Annotated in this window: 19 protein-coding genes; 16 read left to right on the forward strand and 3 right to left on the reverse strand. The window is 64.9% G+C overall.

Features of this window, described 5'->3' with window-relative positions; genetic code table 11:
* Nucleotides 1–102 precede the first annotated feature (102 nt).
* The gene (locus ACKWRH_RS17315) at nucleotides 103–408 is read right to left on the reverse strand and encodes a hypothetical protein (RefSeq protein WP_445221561.1); all 306 of its coding nucleotides are present in this window, start codon (nucleotides 406–408) and stop codon (nucleotides 103–105) included.
* Between the two features lie 289 nt (nucleotides 409–697).
* Between ACKWRH_RS17315 and cysS the strand changes: the two genes are divergently transcribed.
* The 4 genes from cysS to ACKWRH_RS17335 all read left to right on the forward strand — a co-directional run bounded on the left by cysS (nucleotide 698) and on the right by ACKWRH_RS17335 (nucleotide 4,794).
* Nucleotides 698–2,080 carry a cysteine--tRNA ligase gene (gene cysS / locus ACKWRH_RS17320; RefSeq protein WP_445221562.1) on the forward strand — a complete coding sequence of 461 codons (1,383 nt, stop codon included), beginning with the start codon at nucleotides 698–700 and terminating at the stop codon, nucleotides 2,078–2,080.
* A 115-nt stretch (nucleotides 2,081–2,195) separates the two neighbouring features.
* Nucleotides 2,196–2,687: a GNAT family N-acetyltransferase gene (locus tag ACKWRH_RS17325; RefSeq protein ID WP_445221563.1), complete on the forward strand. Its 492-nt coding sequence runs from the start codon at nucleotides 2,196–2,198 to the stop codon at nucleotides 2,685–2,687.
* The gene (gene cimA, locus ACKWRH_RS17330) at nucleotides 2,684–4,282 is read left to right on the forward strand and encodes a citramalate synthase (RefSeq protein WP_445221564.1); all 1,599 of its coding nucleotides are present in this window, start codon (nucleotides 2,684–2,686) and stop codon (nucleotides 4,280–4,282) included. Before ACKWRH_RS17325 ends, cimA begins: the two co-directional genes overlap by 4 nt.
* A gap of 134 nt (nucleotides 4,283–4,416) precedes the next feature.
* Nucleotides 4,417–4,794: a VOC family protein gene (locus ACKWRH_RS17335; RefSeq protein WP_445221565.1), complete on the forward strand. Its 378-nt coding sequence runs from the start codon at nucleotides 4,417–4,419 to the stop codon at nucleotides 4,792–4,794.
* A gap of 4 nt (nucleotides 4,795–4,798) precedes the next feature.
* Here the strand turns inward: ACKWRH_RS17335 and ACKWRH_RS17340 are convergent, their stop codons facing one another.
* Complete coding sequence (locus ACKWRH_RS17340) at nucleotides 4,799–5,404, reverse strand: LOG family protein (protein ID WP_445221566.1); 606 nt, start codon at nucleotides 5,402–5,404, stop codon at nucleotides 4,799–4,801.
* A 201-nt stretch (nucleotides 5,405–5,605) separates the two neighbouring features.
* On the opposite strand from ACKWRH_RS17340, the gene ACKWRH_RS17345 reads away from it, so the two are divergent.
* The 4 genes from ACKWRH_RS17345 to ACKWRH_RS17360 all read left to right on the forward strand — a co-directional run bounded on the left by ACKWRH_RS17345 (nucleotide 5,606) and on the right by ACKWRH_RS17360 (nucleotide 10,155).
* Nucleotides 5,606–7,564 carry an ABCB family ABC transporter ATP-binding protein/permease gene (locus ACKWRH_RS17345; RefSeq protein ID WP_445221567.1) on the forward strand — a complete coding sequence of 653 codons (1,959 nt, stop codon included), beginning with the start codon at nucleotides 5,606–5,608 and terminating at the stop codon, nucleotides 7,562–7,564.
* Between the two features lie 86 nt (nucleotides 7,565–7,650).
* Nucleotides 7,651–8,349 carry a phosphatidylserine decarboxylase gene (locus ACKWRH_RS17350; protein ID WP_071915128.1) on the forward strand — a complete coding sequence of 233 codons (699 nt, stop codon included), beginning with the start codon at nucleotides 7,651–7,653 and terminating at the stop codon, nucleotides 8,347–8,349.
* Nucleotides 8,350–8,429: 80 nt separating this feature from the next.
* Nucleotides 8,430–9,314: a CDP-alcohol phosphatidyltransferase family protein gene (locus ACKWRH_RS17355; protein ID WP_445221568.1), complete on the forward strand. Its 885-nt coding sequence runs from the start codon at nucleotides 8,430–8,432 to the stop codon at nucleotides 9,312–9,314.
* A 121-nt stretch (nucleotides 9,315–9,435) separates the two neighbouring features.
* Nucleotides 9,436–10,155 (forward strand): RraA family protein, encoded by a 720-nt coding sequence (locus ACKWRH_RS17360; protein ID WP_028170868.1) that lies wholly within the window; start codon nucleotides 9,436–9,438, stop codon nucleotides 10,153–10,155.
* 15 nt (nucleotides 10,156–10,170) lie between these two features.
* On the opposite strand, the gene ACKWRH_RS17365 is transcribed toward ACKWRH_RS17360, so the two are convergent.
* Nucleotides 10,171–10,467: a hypothetical protein gene (locus ACKWRH_RS17365; RefSeq protein WP_445221569.1), complete on the reverse strand. Its 297-nt coding sequence runs from the start codon at nucleotides 10,465–10,467 to the stop codon at nucleotides 10,171–10,173.
* Between the two features lie 100 nt (nucleotides 10,468–10,567).
* On the opposite strand from ACKWRH_RS17365, the gene ACKWRH_RS17370 reads away from it, so the two are divergent.
* The 8 genes from ACKWRH_RS17370 (at nucleotide 10,568) to ACKWRH_RS17405 (ending at nucleotide 20,351) form a co-directional block, all read left to right on the forward strand.
* Nucleotides 10,568–11,392, forward strand: a complete 825-nt coding sequence (locus tag ACKWRH_RS17370) for an SDR family NAD(P)-dependent oxidoreductase (protein WP_445221570.1) — start codon at nucleotides 10,568–10,570, stop codon at nucleotides 11,390–11,392.
* 226 nt (nucleotides 11,393–11,618) lie between these two features.
* Entirely contained in the window at nucleotides 11,619–12,392 is a 774-nt protein-coding gene (locus ACKWRH_RS17375; protein WP_014496127.1) for a motility protein A, read from the forward strand.
* 24 nt (nucleotides 12,393–12,416) lie between these two features.
* On the forward strand, nucleotides 12,417–13,247 hold the full coding sequence (locus ACKWRH_RS17380) for a flagellar motor protein MotB (RefSeq protein ID WP_354237857.1): 831 nt from the start codon (nucleotides 12,417–12,419) through the stop codon (nucleotides 13,245–13,247).
* Between the two features lie 202 nt (nucleotides 13,248–13,449).
* Nucleotides 13,450–15,348, forward strand: a complete 1,899-nt coding sequence (locus ACKWRH_RS17385) for a potassium transporter Kup (protein ID WP_445221571.1) — start codon at nucleotides 13,450–13,452, stop codon at nucleotides 15,346–15,348.
* Nucleotides 15,349–15,488: 140 nt separating this feature from the next.
* Nucleotides 15,489–17,417, forward strand: coding sequence for a potassium transporter Kup (locus ACKWRH_RS17390; RefSeq protein ID WP_445221572.1), 1,929 nt, complete (start codon nucleotides 15,489–15,491; stop codon nucleotides 17,415–17,417).
* A 302-nt stretch (nucleotides 17,418–17,719) separates the two neighbouring features.
* Nucleotides 17,720–18,046: a rhodanese-like domain-containing protein gene (locus tag ACKWRH_RS17395; protein WP_445221573.1), complete on the forward strand. Its 327-nt coding sequence runs from the start codon at nucleotides 17,720–17,722 to the stop codon at nucleotides 18,044–18,046.
* Between the two features lie 7 nt (nucleotides 18,047–18,053).
* A complete protein-coding gene (locus ACKWRH_RS17400) occupies nucleotides 18,054–19,235 on the forward strand; it encodes an aminotransferase (protein ID WP_038932055.1) in 1,182 nt (393 codons plus the stop codon).
* Nucleotides 19,236–19,238: 3 nt separating this feature from the next.
* Nucleotides 19,239–20,351 (forward strand): polyamine ABC transporter substrate-binding protein, encoded by a 1,113-nt coding sequence (locus ACKWRH_RS17405; RefSeq protein ID WP_445221574.1) that lies wholly within the window; start codon nucleotides 19,239–19,241, stop codon nucleotides 20,349–20,351.
* The last annotated feature ends 447 nt before the right edge of the window (nucleotides 20,352–20,798 follow it).

Raw genomic sequence — 20,798 nt, forward strand, 5'->3', positions numbered from 1 at the left:
TTGGGGGCCGACGCGCGCCCTCCAATAGCCGCTTCCTGCGGCATCGTCACGTCGTTTCAGGGGCCGAAAACTGGTCCTAAGGTCCGCCAGCTCCGAGGGAATTCAGCGCTGGCAGGTGATTGCAACATATTCGTCGCAATGGCCATGGGAGCAGTTTGTGCCGGTTTTGGGGACAGAGCCGGTAATTTCGTCGGGATCGACCCGGCGATAGGCCGAGGCCTGGGCAAAATCGCGTGACTGGCAATAGGTGCGCGCGACCTGTGCGCCGCATTTCTCACCCTTGGCGAGGCACTGGTCGACACCGTAGCCGTCCGCCTGGTTGGCGATGATAAAGACGCGGGTCTCGGCGAACGCGCTGGATGCCGCGATGATGGAGGCACAAGAGACGAGCGCGAGCAGGGATCGCATGGGTGCACCGGGGCTTTAGGGAACCGCCGGCTTCCAAGTAAACTCAAAAGGTTAAGGATGATGAACCATCAAGGCGGGGCGGCCGTGCTTTGCGGAGATAAAACGGCGTTTTCGCGGCTCTCTTGACGCGGGGGCGCCTGATAGCCCATATGTGGCCGCATGTACGGTCTCCTCGCCATTTGTGGCATTTGCCGCGAGATTACGAGCTAGCGATTCGCTGGCTGGAGCCGTCTTTTCTCAAAAGCATTGAGAGCACTGGACGCCCGGCCAACAGCCGACGGGTATCCATATGGAATTGCGCCTCTACGATACGCTGAGCCGGGACAAGCGCACCTTCGTGCCGCTCGATGCAAAGAACGTCCGCATGTATGTCTGCGGACCGACCGTCTACGACTTCGCCCATATCGGCAATGCGCGGCCGGTGATCGTGTTCGACGTGCTGTTTCGGCTGCTGCGCCATCTCTATGGCGAAGCGCACGTGACCTATGTCCGCAACATCACCGACGTCGACGACAAGATCAACGACCGCGCCGCGCGCGATTTTCCCGGCCTGCCGCTGAACGAGGCGATCCGGAAAGTCACCGAGCAGACGGGCAAGCAATTCCACGCCGACGTCGACGCGCTCGGCGCGCTTCGGCCGAGCGTCGAGCCGCGCGCGACCGAGCATATTGGCGAGATGCGCGAGATCATCGAGAGGCTGATCGCCGGCGGCTTTGCCTATGCAGCCGAGGATCATGTGCTGTTCTCGCCGCCGGCGATGAACGCGGCCAATTCCGGCCTGCCGCGCTATGGCGCGCTGTCCAATCGCTCGCTGGACGAGATGGTCGCCGGTGCCCGCGTCGACGTCGCGCCCTACAAGAAGGGCAATACCGACTTCGTGCTGTGGAAGCCGTCCAAGCCGGGCGAGCCGTCATGGCCATCGCCGGCCGGGATCGCCGCGCAGGGACGCCCGGGCTGGCACATCGAGTGCTCGGCCATGGCCTGGAAGCATCTCGGCGAGTATTTCGACATCCACGGCGGCGGTATCGACCTCGTGTTTCCGCATCACGAGAACGAGGTAGCGCAAACCTGCTGTGCCTTCCACCAGCAGCGCATGGCGAACTACTGGATGCACAACGGCTTCCTCCAGGTCGAGAGTGAGAAGATGTCGAAGTCGCTCGGCAACTTCGTCACCATCCACGAGCTGCTCGCGGACTGGCCGGGGGAAGTGCTGCGTCTGAACATGCTGAAGACGCATTACCGCTCGCCGATCGACTGGACGCTGAAGTCGCTGGAGGAGAGCGCCAGGACGCTCGACGACTGGTATCGGGTCGCGGCCGATGCCGAGCCCGGCCGGCCGGCCGCGTCCGTGGTCGAGCCGCTGCTCGACGACCTCAATACGCCGCTGGCGATCGCGGCGCTGCATGGCCTGCGTGGCAGCGACGTGAGCGCGCTGGCGGGCTCGTTGCGCCTGCTCGGCTTCCTCGCCGAAAGCGCTGCGCAGTGGGAAGGGCGCAAGCAGCAGGCCAGCGGGGTCGATGCCACGGAAGTCGAACGCCTGATCTCGGAGCGGACGGCCGCCCGTAGCCGCAAGGACTTCAAAGAGTCCGACCGCATTCGCGATCTGCTTGCCGCGATGGGCGTTGCGATCAAGGACTCCAAGGACGGGACGACCTGGGAGGTCGCGCGATGAAGCGGCCCGACACGCCTTTTCCGCGGCATTGGCTCTATTACATCGCGCTGAAAATCCTGCTGCTCGGCGCCGCCGTGGCGTTGGCGCTGAAACTCTATGGGATGTGGTGAAGACGATGGCACAAGCACACCCGAAGCCCGGCTTGCGGCCGTTCCTGCCTGATGACGTGCCGGTCCTCGCCGCGATCTTCACGGCAAGCATCGAGGAGCTGACCGGCGAAGACTACAACGAGGCGCAGCAGCAGGCCTGGATGGAGGCGGCGGAGAGCGAAGAGTTCGGCAAGCGGCTCGCGGCCGACCTGACGCTGGTCGCCACGCTGGAGGGCTCGCCCGTCGGCTTCGCCTCGCTGCGCGGGGCCGATCACATCCGCATGCTTTATGTGCATCCCGCCGTGACCGGTCAGGGCATCGCGACCATGCTGGTGGACGCGCTGGAGAAGCTCGCCGGCGGCCGCGGCGCGACCAGCCTATCGGTCGATGCCAGCGACACCGCGCAGAACTTCTTCGCCAAGCGCGGCTATGTCGCCATGCAGCGTAACAGCATCACCATCAACGACGAGTGGCTCGCCAACACCACGATGAAGAAGACACTCGGAGCCGCGCAATGAGCAAGGAGCGTCTCTATCTGTTCGACACCACGCTGCGCGACGGGGCGCAGACCAACGGCGTCGATTTCACCCTGACCGACAAGCAGGTCATCGCGGCGATGCTCGACGATCTCGGCATCGACTATGTCGAGGGCGGCTATCCCGGCGCCAATCCGACCGACACCGAGTTCTTCGGCACCAAGCCCAAACTCAAGCATGCGCGCTTCACCGCCTTCGGCATGACGCGCCGGGCAGGGCGCTCGGTCTCCAACGATCCCGGCGTGGCCGGGCTCCTTGAAGCGAAGGCCGATGCGATCTGCTTCGTGGCGAAGTCATCCGCCTATCAGGTGCGTGTCGCGCTGGAGACGACGAAGGAAGAAAATCTGGCGTCGATCCGCGACAGCGTCGCGGCGGCGAAGGCTGCGGGCCGCGAGGTCATGCTCGACTGCGAGCACTTCTTCGACGGCTACAAGGAGGATTCAACCTTCGCGCTGGCCTGCGCCAAGGCCGCCTATGAGGCCGGCGCGCGCTGGGTGGTGCTGTGCGACACCAACGGCGGCACCATGCCGAACGAGATCGAGGCTGTTGTCGCCGAGGTGACGAAGCACATCCCGGGCGACCATGTCGGCATCCACGCCCATAACGACACCGAGCAGGCCGTGGCCAATTCGCTCGCCGCGGTGCGCGCCGGCGCGCGGCAGATCCAGGGCACCTTGAACGGCCTTGGCGAGCGCTGCGGCAACGCCAATCTGTGCTCGCTGATCCCGACGCTGAAGCTCAAGAAGGAGTTTTCCGACGCCTTCGAGATCAGCGTCACGCCCGAAAAGCTCGCTACTCTCGTCAAGGTCTCGCGAACGCTCGACGACATGCTCAACCGCGTGCCGAACCGGCATGCGGCCTATGTCGGCGAGAGTGCTTTCGTCACCAAGACCGGCATTCACGCTTCCGCCGTGCTGAAGGACCCGCAGACGTATGAGCACGTGCTGCCGGAATTGGTCGGCAATCATCGCAAGGTGCTGGTGTCCGACCAGGCCGGACGCTCCAACGTCATCGCGGAGCTGGACCGGGCCGGCATTGCCTATGAGAAGAGCGATCCGAAGCTGACGCGCCTCGTCGAGGAGCTGAAGGAGCGTGAGGCGGCGGGCTACGCCTATGAATCCGCCAACGCCTCGTTCGACCTCTTGGCGCGGCGCACGCTCGGTAAGGTGCCGCATTATTTCGAGGTCGAGCAGTTCGACGTCAATGTCGAGCAGCGCTACAATTCGCACGGCGAGCGCGTCACCGTCGCACTTGCAGTGGTCAAGGTCGACGTTGCCGGCGAGCGCTTGATCTCGGCCGCCGAAGGCAACGGCCCCGTCAACGCGCTCGACGTCGCGCTGCGCAAGGATCTCGGCAAGTACCAGAAGTACATCGAGGGCCTGACGCTGATCGACTACCGCGTCCGTATCCTCAACGGCGGCACCGGCGCGGTCACGCGCGTGCTGATCGAGAGCGAGGACGAGAACGGCGATCGCTGGACCACGGTCGGCGTGTCCCCGAACATCATCGACGCCTCGTTCCAGGCGCTGATGGATTCGGTGATCTACAAGCTGGTGAAGTCGGGGGCGCCGGCGTAAGGGGACGGTGCGACCACAAACGCCGTCATTGCGAGCGAAGCGAAGCAATCCAGAGTCTTTCCGCGGTAGCAGTCTGGATTGTTTCGTCGCTTCGCTCCTCGCAATGACGAGGGGAGAGAGGGGGAGTGCGACCAATGATCGACCACATCTCCGTCGGCGTCACCGATCTCGATCGCTCCGCGACATTCTATGAGGCTACGCTCGCTGCCCTCGGGCTCGCGCGGCTCGTCGTGCGGCCACGGACGATCGGCTTCGGCAAGGCCTATCCCGAGTTCTGGATCAACTTACGCGAGGGGATACCGCACGTAGCAGCGGAGAGCGGCGTGCACATCTGCCTGCGGGCGAAGACGACGGCCGAGGTCGATGCGTTTCACGCCGCGGCGCTGTCCGCCGGCGGTGCGTCCGACGGCGCGCCGGGCATCCGCCCGCATGACCGCGTGCGCTACTACGCGGCCTTCGTGACCGATCCCGATGGCAACCGGATCGAGGCGGTGACGTTTCCGGCGGAGTAGGACGCTAGAGCTTGCGCGCCACTTCCGGGGCGAGCTGCGTTTCAGATTCGGCGATCTGCGCCGCTGCCGCCTTCAGCTTCGGCAGAATATCCTCGACGCGATCGGCCTTGAGGATGTCGACCGAAAGGCCGGCGCGGATGAACTCGGTCTGGCGCATGTGCGACAGCAGCGAGAACAGCGGCTCCCAGAAATTGTCGAAGTTGGCGAGCAGCACCGGCTTGGCGTGACGGCCGAGCTGTTTCCAGGTCAGCTGCTCCACCAGCTCTTCGAGCGTGCCGACGCCGCCCGGCAGTGCCACGAAGGCGTCGGAGCGCTCGAACATTAGCCGCTTGCGCTCGTGCATGTCGGGGGTGACGATCATCTCCTGCACGCGCGTCAGCGCGTTTTCGCGCTTGCGGAGGAATTCGGGAATGATGCCGGTGACGGTGCCGCCGTGATCGAGCACGGAGGTCGCGACCGAGCCCATCAGGCCGAGCGAGCCGCCGCCATAGACCAGGCGGATCTTGTTCTCGGCGAGGGCCTTGCCGAACGCCTTGGCGCCTTCGGTGAAGCTGGGATTGGTTCCTGGGCCGGAGCCGCAATAGACACAGACAGTTTTGATCGTGCTCATTGGTGCCATGATGCATTGCAGCGAAGGGGCGTCAAGCCCAATCGGTGATTCGGATCCCCCGGAAATCTACCGGTAAATGGCGACAAACAATCAAAGATTCGCCATCTGGCGGGGTGCGCTGGCATCGGGAAGGCTTTATATGACGGGCGAAAATCGCAAATCGTAACGCTGCCCGCACCCGGCGGGCCTTCAGGCTTCTTGATGGACCAACCTCAATCGTTCGACGGCGCAGACGTTCCCGATCCTCCCGCGGGGGGACCGCTGGAGCGGGCCACGCTGATGGGCACGCTGGCGCATCTTTGGCCCTATATCTGGCCGGGCGACCGTTTCGACCTGAAGATGCGGGTGGTCTGGTCGATGGTGCTGCTGCTCGCCGCCAAGCTGATCACGCTGACCGTGCCGTTCAGCTTCAAATGGGCGACGGATGCGCTGACCGGCGCCAACACCGCGCCGGTGCAGCCCGACAACTGGCATCTCTGGGTGATCGCCTCGCCATTGCTGCTGACCGCAAGCTATGGCGTGACGCGCATCCTGATGGCGGTGCTGACGCAATGGCGCGACGGCATCTTTGCCCGCGTCGCCATGCATGCGGTGCGCAAGCTCGCCACCATCACCTTCATCCACATGCACGAGCTGTCGCTGCGCTTCCACCTCGAGCGCAAGACCGGCGGCTTGACGCGCGTGCTCGAGCGCGGCCGCGAGGGCATCGAGGTCATCGTGCGCATGGTGATCCTGCAGCTGATCCCGACCATCGTCGAGGTCACGCTGCTGCTGGCGGTGCTGCTGTGGCAGTTCGACTGGCGCTACGTGGTGGCGACGCTGATCACGGTCGCGGTCTACATGTACTACACCTACATCGCGACCGAGTGGCGGATCGGCATCCGCCGCAAGATGAACGATTCCGACACCGAGGCGAACACCAAGGCGATCGACTCGCTGCTCAACTACGAGACCGTGAAATATTTCAGCGCGGAGACGCGCGAGGCGCAGCGTTACGACAAGTCGGTCGCGCGCTACGAGGAGTCGAGCGTTCAGGCCTATACCTCGCTCGCGGTGCTCAACACCGGCCAGGCCGTGATCTTCACGCTCGGGCTGACCGCGACCATGCTGATGTGCGCGATCGGCGTGCGCAACGGCACCAACACGGTCGGCGATTTCGTGCTGGTCAATGCCATGATGATCCAGCTCTACCAGCCGCTGAATTTCATGGGCATGGTCTATCGCGAGATCAAGCAGGCGATCATCGACATCGAGAAGATGTTTGGCGTGATCGGACGCGAGGCCGAGATCAAGGACATGCCCGATGCGCAGCCGCTGGTGGTCTCGGCCGGCAATCTGCGTTTCGAGGACGTGCGCTTTGCCTATGAGCCGACGCGGCCGATCCTCAAGGGCATCAGCTTCGAGGTGCCGGCCGGCAAGACGGTCGCGATCGTCGGCCCGTCGGGCGCGGGCAAGTCGACGATTTCGCGTCTGTTGTTCCGCCTCTACGACGTCTCCGGCGGCAAGATCCTGATCGACGGGCAGGACATCCGCGAGGTCACGCAGGATTCACTGCGCGCCTCGATCGGAATGGTGCCGCAGGATACGGTGCTGTTCAACGATACCATCCGCTACAACATCCGCTACGGTCGCTGGGATGCCGATGATGCCGAGGTCGAAGAGGCGGCGCGGCTGGCGCAGATCGACCATTTCATCCGCATGGCGCCGATGGGTTACGAGACCCAGGTCGGCGAGCGCGGCTTGAAGCTGTCCGGCGGCGAGAAGCAGCGCGTCGCCATCGCGCGCACCGTGCTCAAGGCGCCGCCGATCCTGGTGCTGGATGAGGCGACCTCGGCGCTGGACACCCACACCGAGCACGAGATCCAGGGCGCGCTCGACCGCGTGGCGAAGAACCGCACCTCGCTGGTGATCGCGCACCGGCTTTCCACCATCGTCGGCGCCGACGAGATCATCGTGCTGGACCAGGGCCGCATCGCCGAGCGGGGCACCCACGCCAAGCTGCTCGCGCAGGGCGGCCTCTATGCCAGCATGTGGAACAGGCAGCGCGAGGCCGAGGCGGCACGCGAGAAACTGGCCAAGATGGCGGATTCCAGCGAGGCGCCCAACCGGGAGCCGCCGCCGGTCGATGACGCCCTCGCGACATCCGCGGCCGCGGAGTGACCTTGTCTCGGGTCCCAACTCTGGCCTAAACAACTCCACCGCGCGGGGGCGACCCGGCGCCATCAACTCCCAGGCGGCAGATAGCGATGTCCATCCTCGATTCGATCCAGCGTCAGATCCCGCCGATCCACAAGGAGGGCTATCCCTTCATTGGCGGCTTTGCGCTGGCAAGCCTGATCCTGTTCTGGCTGTGGTCGCCGCTCGGGTGGATCGGCACGATCCTGACCGTGTGGTGCGCGCTGTTCTTCCGCGACCCCGTGCGCGTGACGCCGGTGCGCGAGGGGCTCGTGGTGTCGCCGGCCGACGGCCGTGTCTCGATGATCACCATGGCGCTGCCGCCGGCCGAGCTCGGGCTCGGCGACCGGCCGCTGCCGCGCATTTCGGTGTTCATGAGCGTGTTCAACTGCCATGTGAACCGCAGCCCGATCGCGGGCAGGGTGGACCGCATCGCCTACCGGCCAGGCCTGTTCATCAACGCCGAGCTCGACAAGGCGAGCGAGGACAATGAGCGCAACTCGCTCGTGATCACGACGCCGACGGCCAGGATCGGTGTGATCCAGATCGCGGGGCTCGTCGCCAAGCGCATCGTCTGCTTCGTTAGGGAAGGGCAGGCGATCGGGGCGGGCGAGCGGTTTGGCCTGATCCGCTTCGGCTCGCGCCTCGACGTCTATCTGCCGCTGGGCACCAAGGCGCTGGTGTCGGAAGGCCAGACCGCGATCGCCGGAGAGACGATTTTGGCCGATCTTGCCGGGGACGACCCAAGCCGCGCCTACCGCGCCAATTAACCATTGGTCGGTGCATCAGGGCCTTCCGCCGCAATGGCGGAGGGGGACGCGGCTTGCTATATCTCGCCTTGAGGTAAGCCATGACCCCCTACGATTTCAAAGATCCTGACGTGCGCCGCCGGCGGTTCCGCCCGATCCCGGTGCGGATGCTGGTGCCCAACGTCATCACGCTGCTGGCGATCTGCGCCGGCCTGACGTCGATCCGGCTGTCGATCGAGGGGCGGATGACGCTCGCGGTCTACGCCATCGTGTTCGCGGCCGCGCTCGACGGCATCGATGGTCGCGTCGCACGCATGATCAAGGGCCAGTCCAAGTTCGGCGCCGAGCTCGACAGCCTCGCCGACTTCGTCAATTTCGGCGTGGCGCCCGGCCTGATGCTGTACTTCTGGCAGCTGCACGAGCTCGGCAATGCCGGCTGGATCGCCGCCATGGTGTTCGCGATCTCCGGGGGCTTGAGGCTCGCGCGCTTCAACGCCACCATGGACGATCCGAACAAGCCGGCCTTCGCCGCCAATTTCTTCACCGGTGTGCCGGCGCCGGCCGGCGCGATCACGGTGCTGCTGCCGATCTACGTCGCGTTTCTCGATCTCGGCCGGCTGCCCGCGGCGGTGACGGCGGCCTATACGCTGCTGATCGCCTTCCTGATGGTGTCGCGTCTGCCGGTATTCTCCGGCAAGACCAAGCGCATGCGCGTGCCGCCCGAGCTGGTGCTGCCGGCGTTCGTCGCGGTGATCGTCTTCATCGCCATCCTGATCGCCTATCCCTGGCACGTACTGTCGATCGGCACGGTGCTGTATCTGCTCGGTTTGCCGCTCGGCTACAAATCCTACCGCGACCAGGCGCGCGCGATGGCGGCCACCGCGCCGTCGGGAGGCGAGGTCCCGTCGCCGCCTTCCGCGCCGACGCTGGCCAATTTGTCGGAGCCGCCGCACGAGGACGACGACCGGCCGGGACGGCTGCACTGAGCGGTTTTCGCGGATATCTGCCATGAGGGCGGCCGAGTTGGGTTGAAGCCCGATCTCGGCTATATCGCCCTGTGCCGGCGGCACCGCGCCAACAGCGGCCGCCAATCTGGGAGAGAACGCCGTGACTGATACCGCGACCGGGCCGCTGCCCGCTTCCGTCCTCGAAGCGCTGGGCCGCTATGACACTCCGACGATCTGCAATGCCATGGAGATCGTGGCGCCCGAGCGCCGGTTGATCGGCTACACCACCAAGCAACTGGTCTGCCCATTTCCCGACCTGCCGCCGATCGTCGGCTATGCCCGCACGGTTGCGATCCGCTCGGTGCTGAAGTCCTCGCTGCCGGCCGAGGAGCAATCCAAGCGCCGCATCGAATATTACGAATATGTCGGCACCGGCCACGGTCCGCGCATCTCGGTGATCCAGGACATCGACGGTCCCGACGTCGGCTACGGCGCGTTCTGGGGCGAGGTGCAGAGCAACGTGCACAAGGCGCTCGGTTGCCTCGGCGTCATCACCGACGGCTCAATTCGCGACATCCCGCAATGGGCCCCGGGCTTCCAGGCGCTGGCCGGCTCGATCGGCCCGTCGCATGCCTGGGTGCATGCGGAAAGCTTCGGCGGCGAGGTCCGCGTTGCCGGCATGACCGTGAAATCCGACGATCTGATCCATGCCGACCAGCATGGCGCGATTGTGATCCCGCTCGACATCGCGGCAAAGCTGCCCGAGGCTGCCGAGCTCTGCGGCCGCCGCGAGACGCCGATCCTGGAGATCGCGCGCAGCCCCGACTTCTCGCTGGAGAAGCTGAAGGCCGCGCTGAAGCGCTCGGCTGAGATTCACTAAGGACGACCGAACGACTTACGGCCGCGGTGCTGCCGGCCGTGGGCCGCCCTGTTCCGTCAGAAACAGGGCGGCCTGATCCGGCTCGCCGAAGACCGCGGCGGCGCATCCGATCAGGGTGAAGCCGCCGGCGAGATCCCAGAGGGTGATGTTGTCGGCATCATCAGGGACGTGAATCAAGCGCGCTGCGATCACGGCAAAGCCCGCCTCGACAAACAGCAAGACGCTGAACGTCGGCAGGACGAGCTCCGGCTCGAGCAGGTGGAGCGCCAGTACCGCGGGCAGCGCGGTGAGAAGACCGAACAGCGTCAACATGGCAAAACGGCTCCTGCGATGGAGCATGCCGCCCGGCGATAGAATACTGCATGATCTCTCGTCGCGGATGTGGCGCAGGGCCGCAGTCGGAGGACGCTCAATGAAGATGAACGGCAAAACCGTCCTGATCACCGGTTCAACGGACGGCGTCGGCCGCCACGTCGCGCGCCGGCTGGCCGAAGCAGGTGCGAGGGTCCTGATCCACGGTCGCGATGCCGTGCGCGCGAAGGCGCTGATCGACCAGATCGTGCAGGCCGGCCACGCCGCGCCGACATTCTACCAGGCGGACTTGTCGTCGATGTCAGGTGCGCGAGAACTCGCCGCGGCCGTTATCCGCGATCACCAGCGTCTCGATGTGTTCGTCAGCAACGCCGGCATCGGCTCGCAGAACGACGGACCGCAACGGCAGGAAAGTCCGGACGGCTATGAACTGCGCTTTGCCGTGAATTACCTCTCGGGCTCCCTGCTTGCGCACCTGCTGTTACCGCTGTTGAGGTCCGCGGCACCTTCGCGCGTCGTCAATGTTGCCTCCCTCGGTCAGCATCCGATCGATTTCGACGACGTCATGATCAGCAAGGGCTACAGCGGTTCACGTGCCTACGCCCAGAGCAAGCTCGCGCAGATCATGTTCACCATCGACTTCGCGGAGGAATTGAAGCGTATGGGCATCACCGTCAACGCGCTGCATCCGGCGACCTACATGAACACCACGATGGTGCGCGCCGGCGGGATCACGCCGATCTCAACGGTGGAGCAGGGCGGTGCGGCGATCCTGCACCTCGTCGAGGGCGACGACGTCGCCGGCAAGAGCGGGCTGTTCTTCAACGGCATGAACGAGACGCGCGCCAATCCGCAGGCCTACGATGCCGGCGCGCGCAGGCGCCTGCGCGCGCTCAGCCTCGAGTTGACCGGGCTTTCGTCCTGAACTGCTGTCCTGGCGCCCCGCAATCATGGTTAGCGAAGTGTTGAGATTCCCGTCGGTCGCGGGCAAAGCCGGCGTCCTGTCAGCGCGCTGCGCCGGTCTGGCGCGCCGGCTCAACTTAACCTTTACGCGGCTTTAAGGGCGGCACTCTAGGGTTTCCGATGCGGTTCGGGGTTGGGCCGCGCCAGCGGCCAGGACGGCCGTTGTTGCGTTCGCGTTGGAGTGTCCCATGGATATCATGACGAGCGTCGGGCTCATTGCGGGCATCATCGTCATTACGGCGATGATCTTCATGGGCGGCGACCTCCACATGTTCATCTCCGAACATGCCATGATCATCATCTTCGGCGGCTCTATCTCCGCCACCATGATCCGCTTTCCGCTCAGCGCGCTCCTGCACGGCCTTCCGCTCGGCGCCAAGTTCGCTTTCACCATGAGCCGCCTGTCGGCGCACGACCTCGTCGACGAGCTCGCCCGCATCGCCGAGATCGCCCGCAAGCAGGGCCCGGTCGGCCTCGAAAAGGTCGAGACCGACGAGCCGTTCCTGGCCAAGGGCATCCGCTACGTCGCCGACGGCTACGACCTCGACTTCATCCGCGACAATCTCGAGCGTGACCGCGACAACTTCCTCATGCACCTCGACGAAGGCAGCAAGATCTACCGCGCCATCGGCGACTGCGCCCCGGCCTTCGGCATGATCGGTACCCTGATCGGCATGGTGCAGATGTTCGCCAACATGACCGATCCCTCCAAGCTCGGCCCGTTCATGGCGACCGCGCTGCTCGCAACCCTCTACGGTGCGCTCGTCGCGAACCTGTTCTGTCTGCCGATCGCCGACAAGCTGCACGGCAAGCTGCTCGACGAGGAAACCAACCGCACGCTGATCATCGACGGCATCCTGATGATCCGCGACTCCAAGAGTCCGACGCTCGTGCGCGAAATGCTGCTGGCCTATCTGCCGGAGAAGCATCGTCACGCCGAGGGCGAGCCGGTGCCGGCGTAACGCCGCCGCCCGGGATCCTGAGAGATGGCCAAGAAGAAGCGCGGCGATGCTCACGGTGGCGGTCACGGCTGGTTCGTGACCTTCGCCGACCTGATGGGCCTGATGATGAGCTTCTTCGTGATGCTCGTCGCGTTCTCGACGCAGGACGCCAACAAGCTGAAGATCGTCGCCGGCTCCATGCGCGACGCATTCGGCGTGCAGAGCGAAGCGCGCTACGCCGGTATCGTCGAGTCCGACGGCCTGCCGACCCGCCCGCGGCTGAAGAACGTCGACCACATCCAGCCCGAGGACGCCTCCAACACGCCGACGCCGGATCAGGAGGACCGCGACCGCACGTCGGGCGCGAAGATCAAGGTCGACCGCAATTTCGCGCTCGCCGCGGCCTCGCTGCGCCAGGCGCTGCAGGACATGCCGGAACTGACCGAGATGTCCAAGCACATCATGTTCGAGGAGACCAAACAGGGGCTCAACCTGGAGATCGTCGACCAGGATGGCCGCTCGATGTTCGCCGACGGCTCCAAGGTGCCGTATGACCGCACTCGCCGCCTGATCGAGAAGCTCGCGATCCCGCTGAAGGCAACGCCGCTCCGTGTCTCCATCGCCGGCCACACCGCGGCCGGATTCGTGCCGACCCGCAGCGACTATGGCGCCTTCGACCTGTCGGCCGATCGCGCCAATTCCGTGCGTCAGATCCTCGAACGCGAGGGCCTGCCGCCATCCCACATCTTCGCCGTCGCCGGCAAGGCGGACACCCAGCCGTTGTTTCCGGACGATCCCTCGCTCGCGGCCAACCGGCGGGTGACGATCACGCTGATGCGCGAGGATCCGCCGCTGCCGCCGAATTTGAAGCCGTAAAGCGCTTCCCGCGGAGCGGAAGGCTCTAGGCACTTGCGCTACCATCTTACCTGAGGCATGTCGTCGCGCTGGCGACGATCGTTGCTGCGCCGTCACAGCATCCGCCCCGGCGGCTGCTATGGTGGTGTGCCGATTGACAGGCGCGCCGGAACGGTCAAAAGGCGCCGGATCAATTCTCGGGAAGAAGCGTTTCTCATCTCACATGACGGCGAGCATCACATCGACCGACGCTCAGGACGGGCCGGTCACCTCGGGTTTCTGGGGCCTGACGCTCGGAAGCATCGGCGTTGTCTTCGGCGATATCGGCACCTCGCCGCTGTACGCATTCCACGAGGCGGTCAGGGGCGCGGCCCATGGCGAGCCGGTCTCGCGGGTCATGGTGCTCGGCGTGCTCTCGCTGATCCTCTGGGCGCTCTTTATCGTCGTCACCGCCAAATACGTCCTGCTCCTGCTGCGCGCCGACAATAACGGGGAGGGCGGCACGCTCTCGCTGATGGCACTCGGCCAGCGGGCGCTCGGGCGGCGAAGCTGGTTCCTGCTCGCGCTCGGCGTGGTCGGCGCCTCCATGTTCATCGGCGATTCCATGATCACGCCGGCCATCTCGGTGCTGTCGGCGGTCGAGGGTCTGAAGCTCGTGACCCCCGCCTTCGAACACTATGTCGTGCCGCTCACCGTCATCATCCTGGTGCTGCTGTTCGCGGTCCAGAGCAAGGGGACGGCGCTGGTGGCCTCGGCCTTCGGGCCGGTGATGGTGGTCTGGTTCACGGTTCTTGCGGTGATGGGCGCCGTGCACATCGCCGACGATCCGTCGGTGCTGGCGGCCATCAATCCCTATTACGCGCTGCAGTTCCTGCTGTCGCACGGCACGATCGGCCTGGTGACGCTCGGCGCCGTGTTCCTTGCGGTGACGGGCGGCGAGGCGCTCTACGCCGATCTCGGCCATTTCGGCCGCAAGCCGATCCAGTCGGCCTGGATGTTCTTCGTGCTGCCCGCGCTCTTGATCAACTATTTCGGGCAGGGCGCGCTGGTGCTGTCCGATCCCAGCGCGATCGAGCATTCGTTCTATCGCATGGTGCCCGAGAGTCTGGTGCTGCCGCTGGTTGGACTTGCGACCGCGGCGACCGTGATCGCGAGCCAGGCCGTGATCACCGGCGCCTATTCGCTGGTCTATCAGGCGGTGCAGCTTGGTCTCCTGCCGCGCTTCGAGGTGCGCTACACCTCCGAGACCCATGCCGGCCAGATCTATCTGCCGCGTGTGAATCGGCTGCTGCTGATCGGCGTGATGCTGCTGGTGCTGTTGTTCCACACCCCCAGCAATCTGGCTTCGGCCTACGGCATCGCGGTCTCCACCACCATGGTCGCCGACGGCGTCATGGGCTTCGTCGTGATCTGGAAACTGTGGAACTGGCGCGCCGCGACGGCCGCGGCGGTGATCGTGCCCTTCGTCGTGGTCGACATCAGCTTCTTCAGCGCCAATCTGCTCAAGCTGCTCGAGGGCGCCTGGGTGCCGCTGCTGTTCGGCGTCGTCATGGCCGGGACCATCTGGACCTGGCGCAAGGGGACCGGCATCCTCCTCCAGAAGACGCGCCGGATCGAGGTGCCGCTCGACGACCTGATCCGCAGCCTCGAAAAGCGCCCGCCGCACATCGTCAAGGGCACCGCGGTGTTCCTCACCAGCGATCCCGCCTTCGTGCCGACCGCGCTGCTGCATAACCTCAAGCACAACAAGGTCCTGCACGAGCACAACGTGGTCCTGACCATCGAGACCGCGCACACGCCGCGGGTCGACCTGTCCGAGCGGTTCCGCATGGAGAAGATCAGCGACAAGTTCTCCAAGGTCAGGCTGCGCTTCGGCTACATGGAGCAGCCGAACGTGCCGAAGGCGCTGGCGATTGCGCGCAAGCAGGGCTGGCAGTTCGACATCATGTCGACCTCGTTCTTCGTGTCGCGAAGGTCGCTCAAGGCCTCGGCGCAGTCGGGCATGCCGCTGTGGCAGGATCACCTCTTCATCGCGCTGAGCCGGTCCGCCAACGACGCCACCGACTATTTCCAGATTCCGACCGGGCGGGTGGTTGAAGTCGGCACGCAGGTCACCATCTGAACGCAATTGGCCAACTCATGCAAATTTTGCATGGCAAGGGCCCAAAATCGGGCTAGGCTATGCCGGCAGCGCAGGACTATAAGCCGCGCGCTCTTCCGCCGTTGTGCAGTGAAGCATTCTAGAGGCCACTGGGCTCTCCCATGACAAGTGACGTAGCGATTTCCGCCCCGGAAACGGCGGCGGCCAATGGGCATGGCGAAGCCCACACCACCGCCCGCTTCGGTGCGCTGACGCTCGGCAGTATCGGCGTCGTCTACGGCGATATCGGCACCAGCCCGCTCTACGCGTTCCGCGAGGCGGTGATGGCGGCCTCGGGCGCGGAGGGGGTGCCGATGCCGGCCGCCGTGCTCGGCGTGCTGTCGCTGATCCTGTGGGCGCTCATCGTGGTGGTGACGCTCAAATACGTCGTGATCCTGCTCCGTGCCGACAACAATGGCGAGGGCGGCACGCTGGCGCTGATGGCGCTGGCCCAGCGCGCGGTCGGTACCGGCGGGGCGACCATCGTCCTGCTCGGCATCATTTCCGGCGCCCTGTTCTACGGCGACGCCGTGATCACGCCGGCGCTTTCGGTGCTATCGGCCATCGAAGGCATGAAGGACGTCACCCTGCGCTTCGAGCCCTACATCGTTCCGTTGACCGTGATCATCCTGGTCGGCCTGTTCGCCGTACAGTCGCGCGGCACCGCCCGCGTCGCCGCGTTCTTCGGTCCCGTGATGTGCGTCTGGTTCGCGGTGATCGCGATCGCGGCAATCCACCCGATCATCGAGCAGCCGCAGGTGCTGTTCGCGCTGAACCCGCTCTACGCCGTGTCCTTCATGTTCCACCACGGCATCATCGGTTTCGTGACGCTGGGCGCCGTGTTCCTGGCGGTCACCGGCGCCGAGGCGCTCTATGCCGACCTCGGCCATTTCGGCAAGCGGCCGATCCAGACCGCCTGGCTGTTCATCGTGCTGCCGTCGCTGGCGCTGAACTATCTGGGGCAGGGCGCTCTCGTCCTCGGCGATCCCGGCGCGATCGTGAGCCCGTTCTTCCAGCTGTTCCCGCAAGGCTTCTTCCGCGGCTGCATGGTCGTTCTCGCCACCGCCGCCACGGTGATCGCGAGCCAGGCCGTCATCACCGGTGCCTATTCGCTGACGCGCCAGGCGATTCAGCTCGGGTTGCTGCCCCGCTTCGAAATTCGCCATACCTCTGAAGCCCATTCGGGCCAGATCTTCATCCCGCGGATCAACCAGCTCCTGCTGGTCGCGGTGGTGCTGCTGGTGCTGCTGTTCCGTTCCTCCAGCGCGCTGGCGTCGGCCTATGGCATCTCCGTCACCGGGACCATGGTGGTCACGGCGATGATGGGTTTCGTCGTGATCTGGAAGGTCTGGAAGTGGTCGCCGTTCGCTGCCGCCGCCCTGATCGTGCCGTTCCTGTTCCTCGACCTGACCTTCCTCGCCGCCAACCTGCTCAAGGTGTTCGAGGGCGGCTGGGTGCCGCTCGCGCTCGGCGCGCTCATGATCATCCTGATGTACACGTGGCGGCGCGGCAGCCGGCTGCTGTTCGAGAAGTCGCGCAAGCTCGAATTCCCGCTCGCCGACCTCGTGGCGATGCTGGAGAAGCGGCCGCCGCAGCGCGTGCCCGGCACCGCGGTGTTCCTGACCTCAGACCCGCTCAGCGCCCCGACCGCGCTGATGCATAGTCTGAAACACTACAAAGTGCTGCATGAGAAGAATGTCATTCTCACCATCGAGACCGCGCAGACCCCGCGGATCGATCCGGCCGAGCGCGTGAGGCTGGAGCAGATCTCACCGACCTTCTCCAAGGTGACGCTGAAGTTCGGCTTCATGGAATCGCCCAATGTGCCGAAGGCGCTGGCGATCGCCCGCAAGCTCGGCTGGCAGTTCGACATCATGTCGACCTCGTTCTTCCTGTCGCGCCGGGCGCTCAAGCCCGCCGCCCATTCCGGCATGCCGCGCTGGCAGGACCGGCTGTTCATCTCGCTCAGCCGCTCCGCCAACGACGCCACCGACTATTTCCAGATCCCATCCGGCCGCGTGGTCGAGGTTGGAACGCAGGTGACGATCTAGAGCCACCGCCGTCGTCGCCCGGCTTGACCGGGCGACCCAGTGCTCCGAGACAATTGTGGTTGAATCGATAGGCCGCGGCGTACTGGATTCCCCGCTTCCGCGGGGAATGACACCGAGCGCGCGGTGGGATGCGAAGCAGGATTTTCAGGCATCCTGAAAGCCGCACTTCAAGTCGCTGCGATTTAGCTTTAACTTGCGGCATGCAGCTCAAGCCTTTGTAGCGCTTGATTTTCGCCTGCCGAGAGGCGAGGTTGCCGCCCGCCGGGATCGCCCCGGCGCAGGCTCGGACGTTGGAGGATGATGTGGCAAACCAGGTACAGGATCTGACCCCGGACGAGGTCGCCAAGGGTGTCGCGGAAGGGCGCTATCTCCTCGTCGACGTGCGCGAACCGAACGAGGTCGACGCCGAGGCCTATCCCTACGGCGTTGTCGTGCCGCTCTCGACCTTCGATCCCAAGGCGATCCCCGATCCGCAGGGCAAGGAGGTCGTGTTCGCCTGCCGCTCCGGAAAACGCTCGGTGACGGCCTCGCTTGCGGCGCAGGCGGCGGGTCTGCCTTATGACAAGCATCTGGCCGGCGGCATGCTTGGCTGGAAGGCGGCGGGTCTTCCCAGCAAGGTCGGTGGCTGACCTCGCGATGACGACCAAGAGCTCCTCGCTGAACAAGGTCTTTGCCGACCTTCCCGTCACCATCTTCGAGGCGATGTCGCAGGCCGCGCGCGACAACAACGCCATCAATCTCGGCCAGGGCTTCCCTGATGATCCCGGGCCTGAGGACATCCGCCGCGCAGCGGCCGATGCCTCGCTGAACGGCTACAACCAGTACCCCTCGATGATGGGCCTGCCGGAGCTGCGCCAGGCTATCGCGACCCATTACGGCCACTGGCACGGCCTCAAGCTCGATCCGATGAGCGAGGTGATGGTGACCTCCGGCGGCACCGAGGCGCTGACCTCGGCGATCCTCGCGGTGGTCCAGCCCGGTGACGAGGTGGTCTGCTTCCAGCCGGTCTATGATTCCTACCTGCCGATCATCCGCCAGGCTGGCGGCATTCCGCGCCTCGTCCGCCTCGAGCCGCCGCACTGGCGGCTGAATGAAGACATGCTGAAAAGCGTCTTCAATTCAAAGACCAAGGCGGTGCTCTTCAACAATCCCCTGAATCCGTCGGCGGTGGTCTATCCGCGCGAGGACCTCGAGCTGCTCGCCCGCTATTGCCAGGAGTTCGACGTCATCGCGATCTGCGACGAGGTCTGGGAGCACGTCACCTTCGACGAGCACAAGCACATCCCGCTGATCACCATCCCCGGCATGCGCGATCGCACCATCAAGGTCGGCTCGGCCGGCAAGATCTTCTCGCTGACCGGCTGGAAGATCGGCTTCGTCTGCGCCGCGCCGCCGCTGCTGCGGGTGGCAGCCAAGGTGCACCAGTTCCTGACGTTCACCACCGCGCCGAACCTCCAGGCCGCCGTCGCCTATGGGCTCGGCAAGTCCGACGACTACTTCCTGTCGATGCGCAAGGACCTGACGCGGAGCAGGGACCGTTTGACTAGAGGGCTGGAGAGCCTCGGCTTCCCCGTGCTGAAGTCGCAGGGGACCTACTTCCTCACCGTCGACCTGTCGCCGCTCGGGCTCAACGAGAGCGACACCGAGTTCTGCTGGCGGATCGTGAAGGATTACAAGGTCGCGGCGATCCCGGTCTCGGCCTTCTACGAGCAGGACGCGGTGACCTCAGTGGTGCGCTTCTGCTTTGCCAAGAAGGACGAGACGCTCGACACCGCGCTGGAGCGGCTGTCGGACGCGGTGCGCGGGCGCAAGAGGTAGGAGATGACGAACGTCGGCCGCTCCAGGCTTTGCCTTGGTTTTGCAATCGCCGCGGCGCTGACGTTGCTTTCTGCCCCCGCAGGTGCCGAGGAGCGGGTCGTCAACTTCTACAACTGGTCCAACTATATGGCGCCGGATGTCCTGGAGGCCTTCACCAAGGAGACCGGCATCAAGGTGATCTACGACACCTTCGATGCCAACGAGACGCTGGAGACGCGCCTGATGGCCGGCAAGTCCGGCTACGACGTCGTGGTGCCTACGGCCTATTTCCTCCAGCGCCAGATCAAGGCCAACATCTTCCAGAAGCTCGACAAGTCGAAGCTGCCGAACCTTGGCAATGCCTGGGGTGTGGTGACCGAGCGCCTTGGCATTTACGATCCCGGCAATGTCTACGCCGCCAACTACATGTGGGGCACGACGGGCATCGGCTACAACGTCGCCAAGGTGAAGCAAATCCTGGGAGCCGACGCGAAGATCGACAGCTGGGACATCGTCTTCAAGCCGGAGAATTTGGCGAAGTTTAAGGACTGCGGCGTCCACATGCTCGACTCCGCCGACGACATTTTTCCGGCGGCGCTGAACTATCTCGGGCTCGATCCGAACTCGACCAAGCAGGCCGACCTCGAGAAGGCCGCCGAAATCGTCGCCAAGGTCCGCCCGTCCGTGCGCAAGTTTCATTCGTCCGAATATCTCAGCGCGCTCGCCACCGGCGAGATCTGCTTCGTGGTCGGCTGGTCCGGCGACATCATGCAGGCCCGCGCCCGAGCGGCGGAAGCGAAGGGTGGCATCGAGATCGGCTACACCATTCCGAAGGAGGGCGCGCAGATGTTCTTCGACAATCTCGCGATCCCTGCCGATGCCAAGAACGTCGCGGAAGCCTACGAGCTGATCAACTACCTCTACCGCCCTGATGTCGCCGCCAAGAACTCGGACTTTTTGTCCTACGCCAACGGCAACCTCGCCAGCCAGAAGCTGGTCGACCCGAAGATCCTCGGCGACAAGAACATCTATCCGGACGAGGCGACGCTCGCAAAACTGTTCGTCATCACGGCGCGTGAGCCTGCGACGCAGCGGGTCATCAACCGGCTGTGGACGAAGGTGAAGACGGGGCGGTAAGCGCTTCGCCAACTCATTTTCTGCAAAACAACCCCATGCACAGTAGAACCGCCCTTCCGCGTTGCTGGCAGTGGCGGTGCGTAAGCCGCGATACCGTTTGGTTGAATCGTTCCGCCGACGCAAGGGAACTGAAGCACCTCGCGCTTCATGAAAAGTGAGCCTGCCAGACAAGCCGAGCGCGCAAGACCTCATCAGCCTCCGCTGCTTTGACACGTCGGGCAAAACACTGGCAGAATGGCATTGTGGCCATCAGGTCGAGACGCCGCTCTCGGTGCGAAGCGCGCGTCAGGGGCACCAGCCGCTTCCTAACCCTCGCTGTCATGCCCCGCGAAAGCGGGGCATCCAGTACGCCGCAGCTTCTCGGTTCAATCACTGGCGTCACGGAGTACTGGATCCCCCGGTCGAGCCGGGCGATGACAGCGGACTATGACGAGAGCGCGCTACGAA

The organism is Bradyrhizobium sp. Pa8 (genome assembly GCF_052588265.1).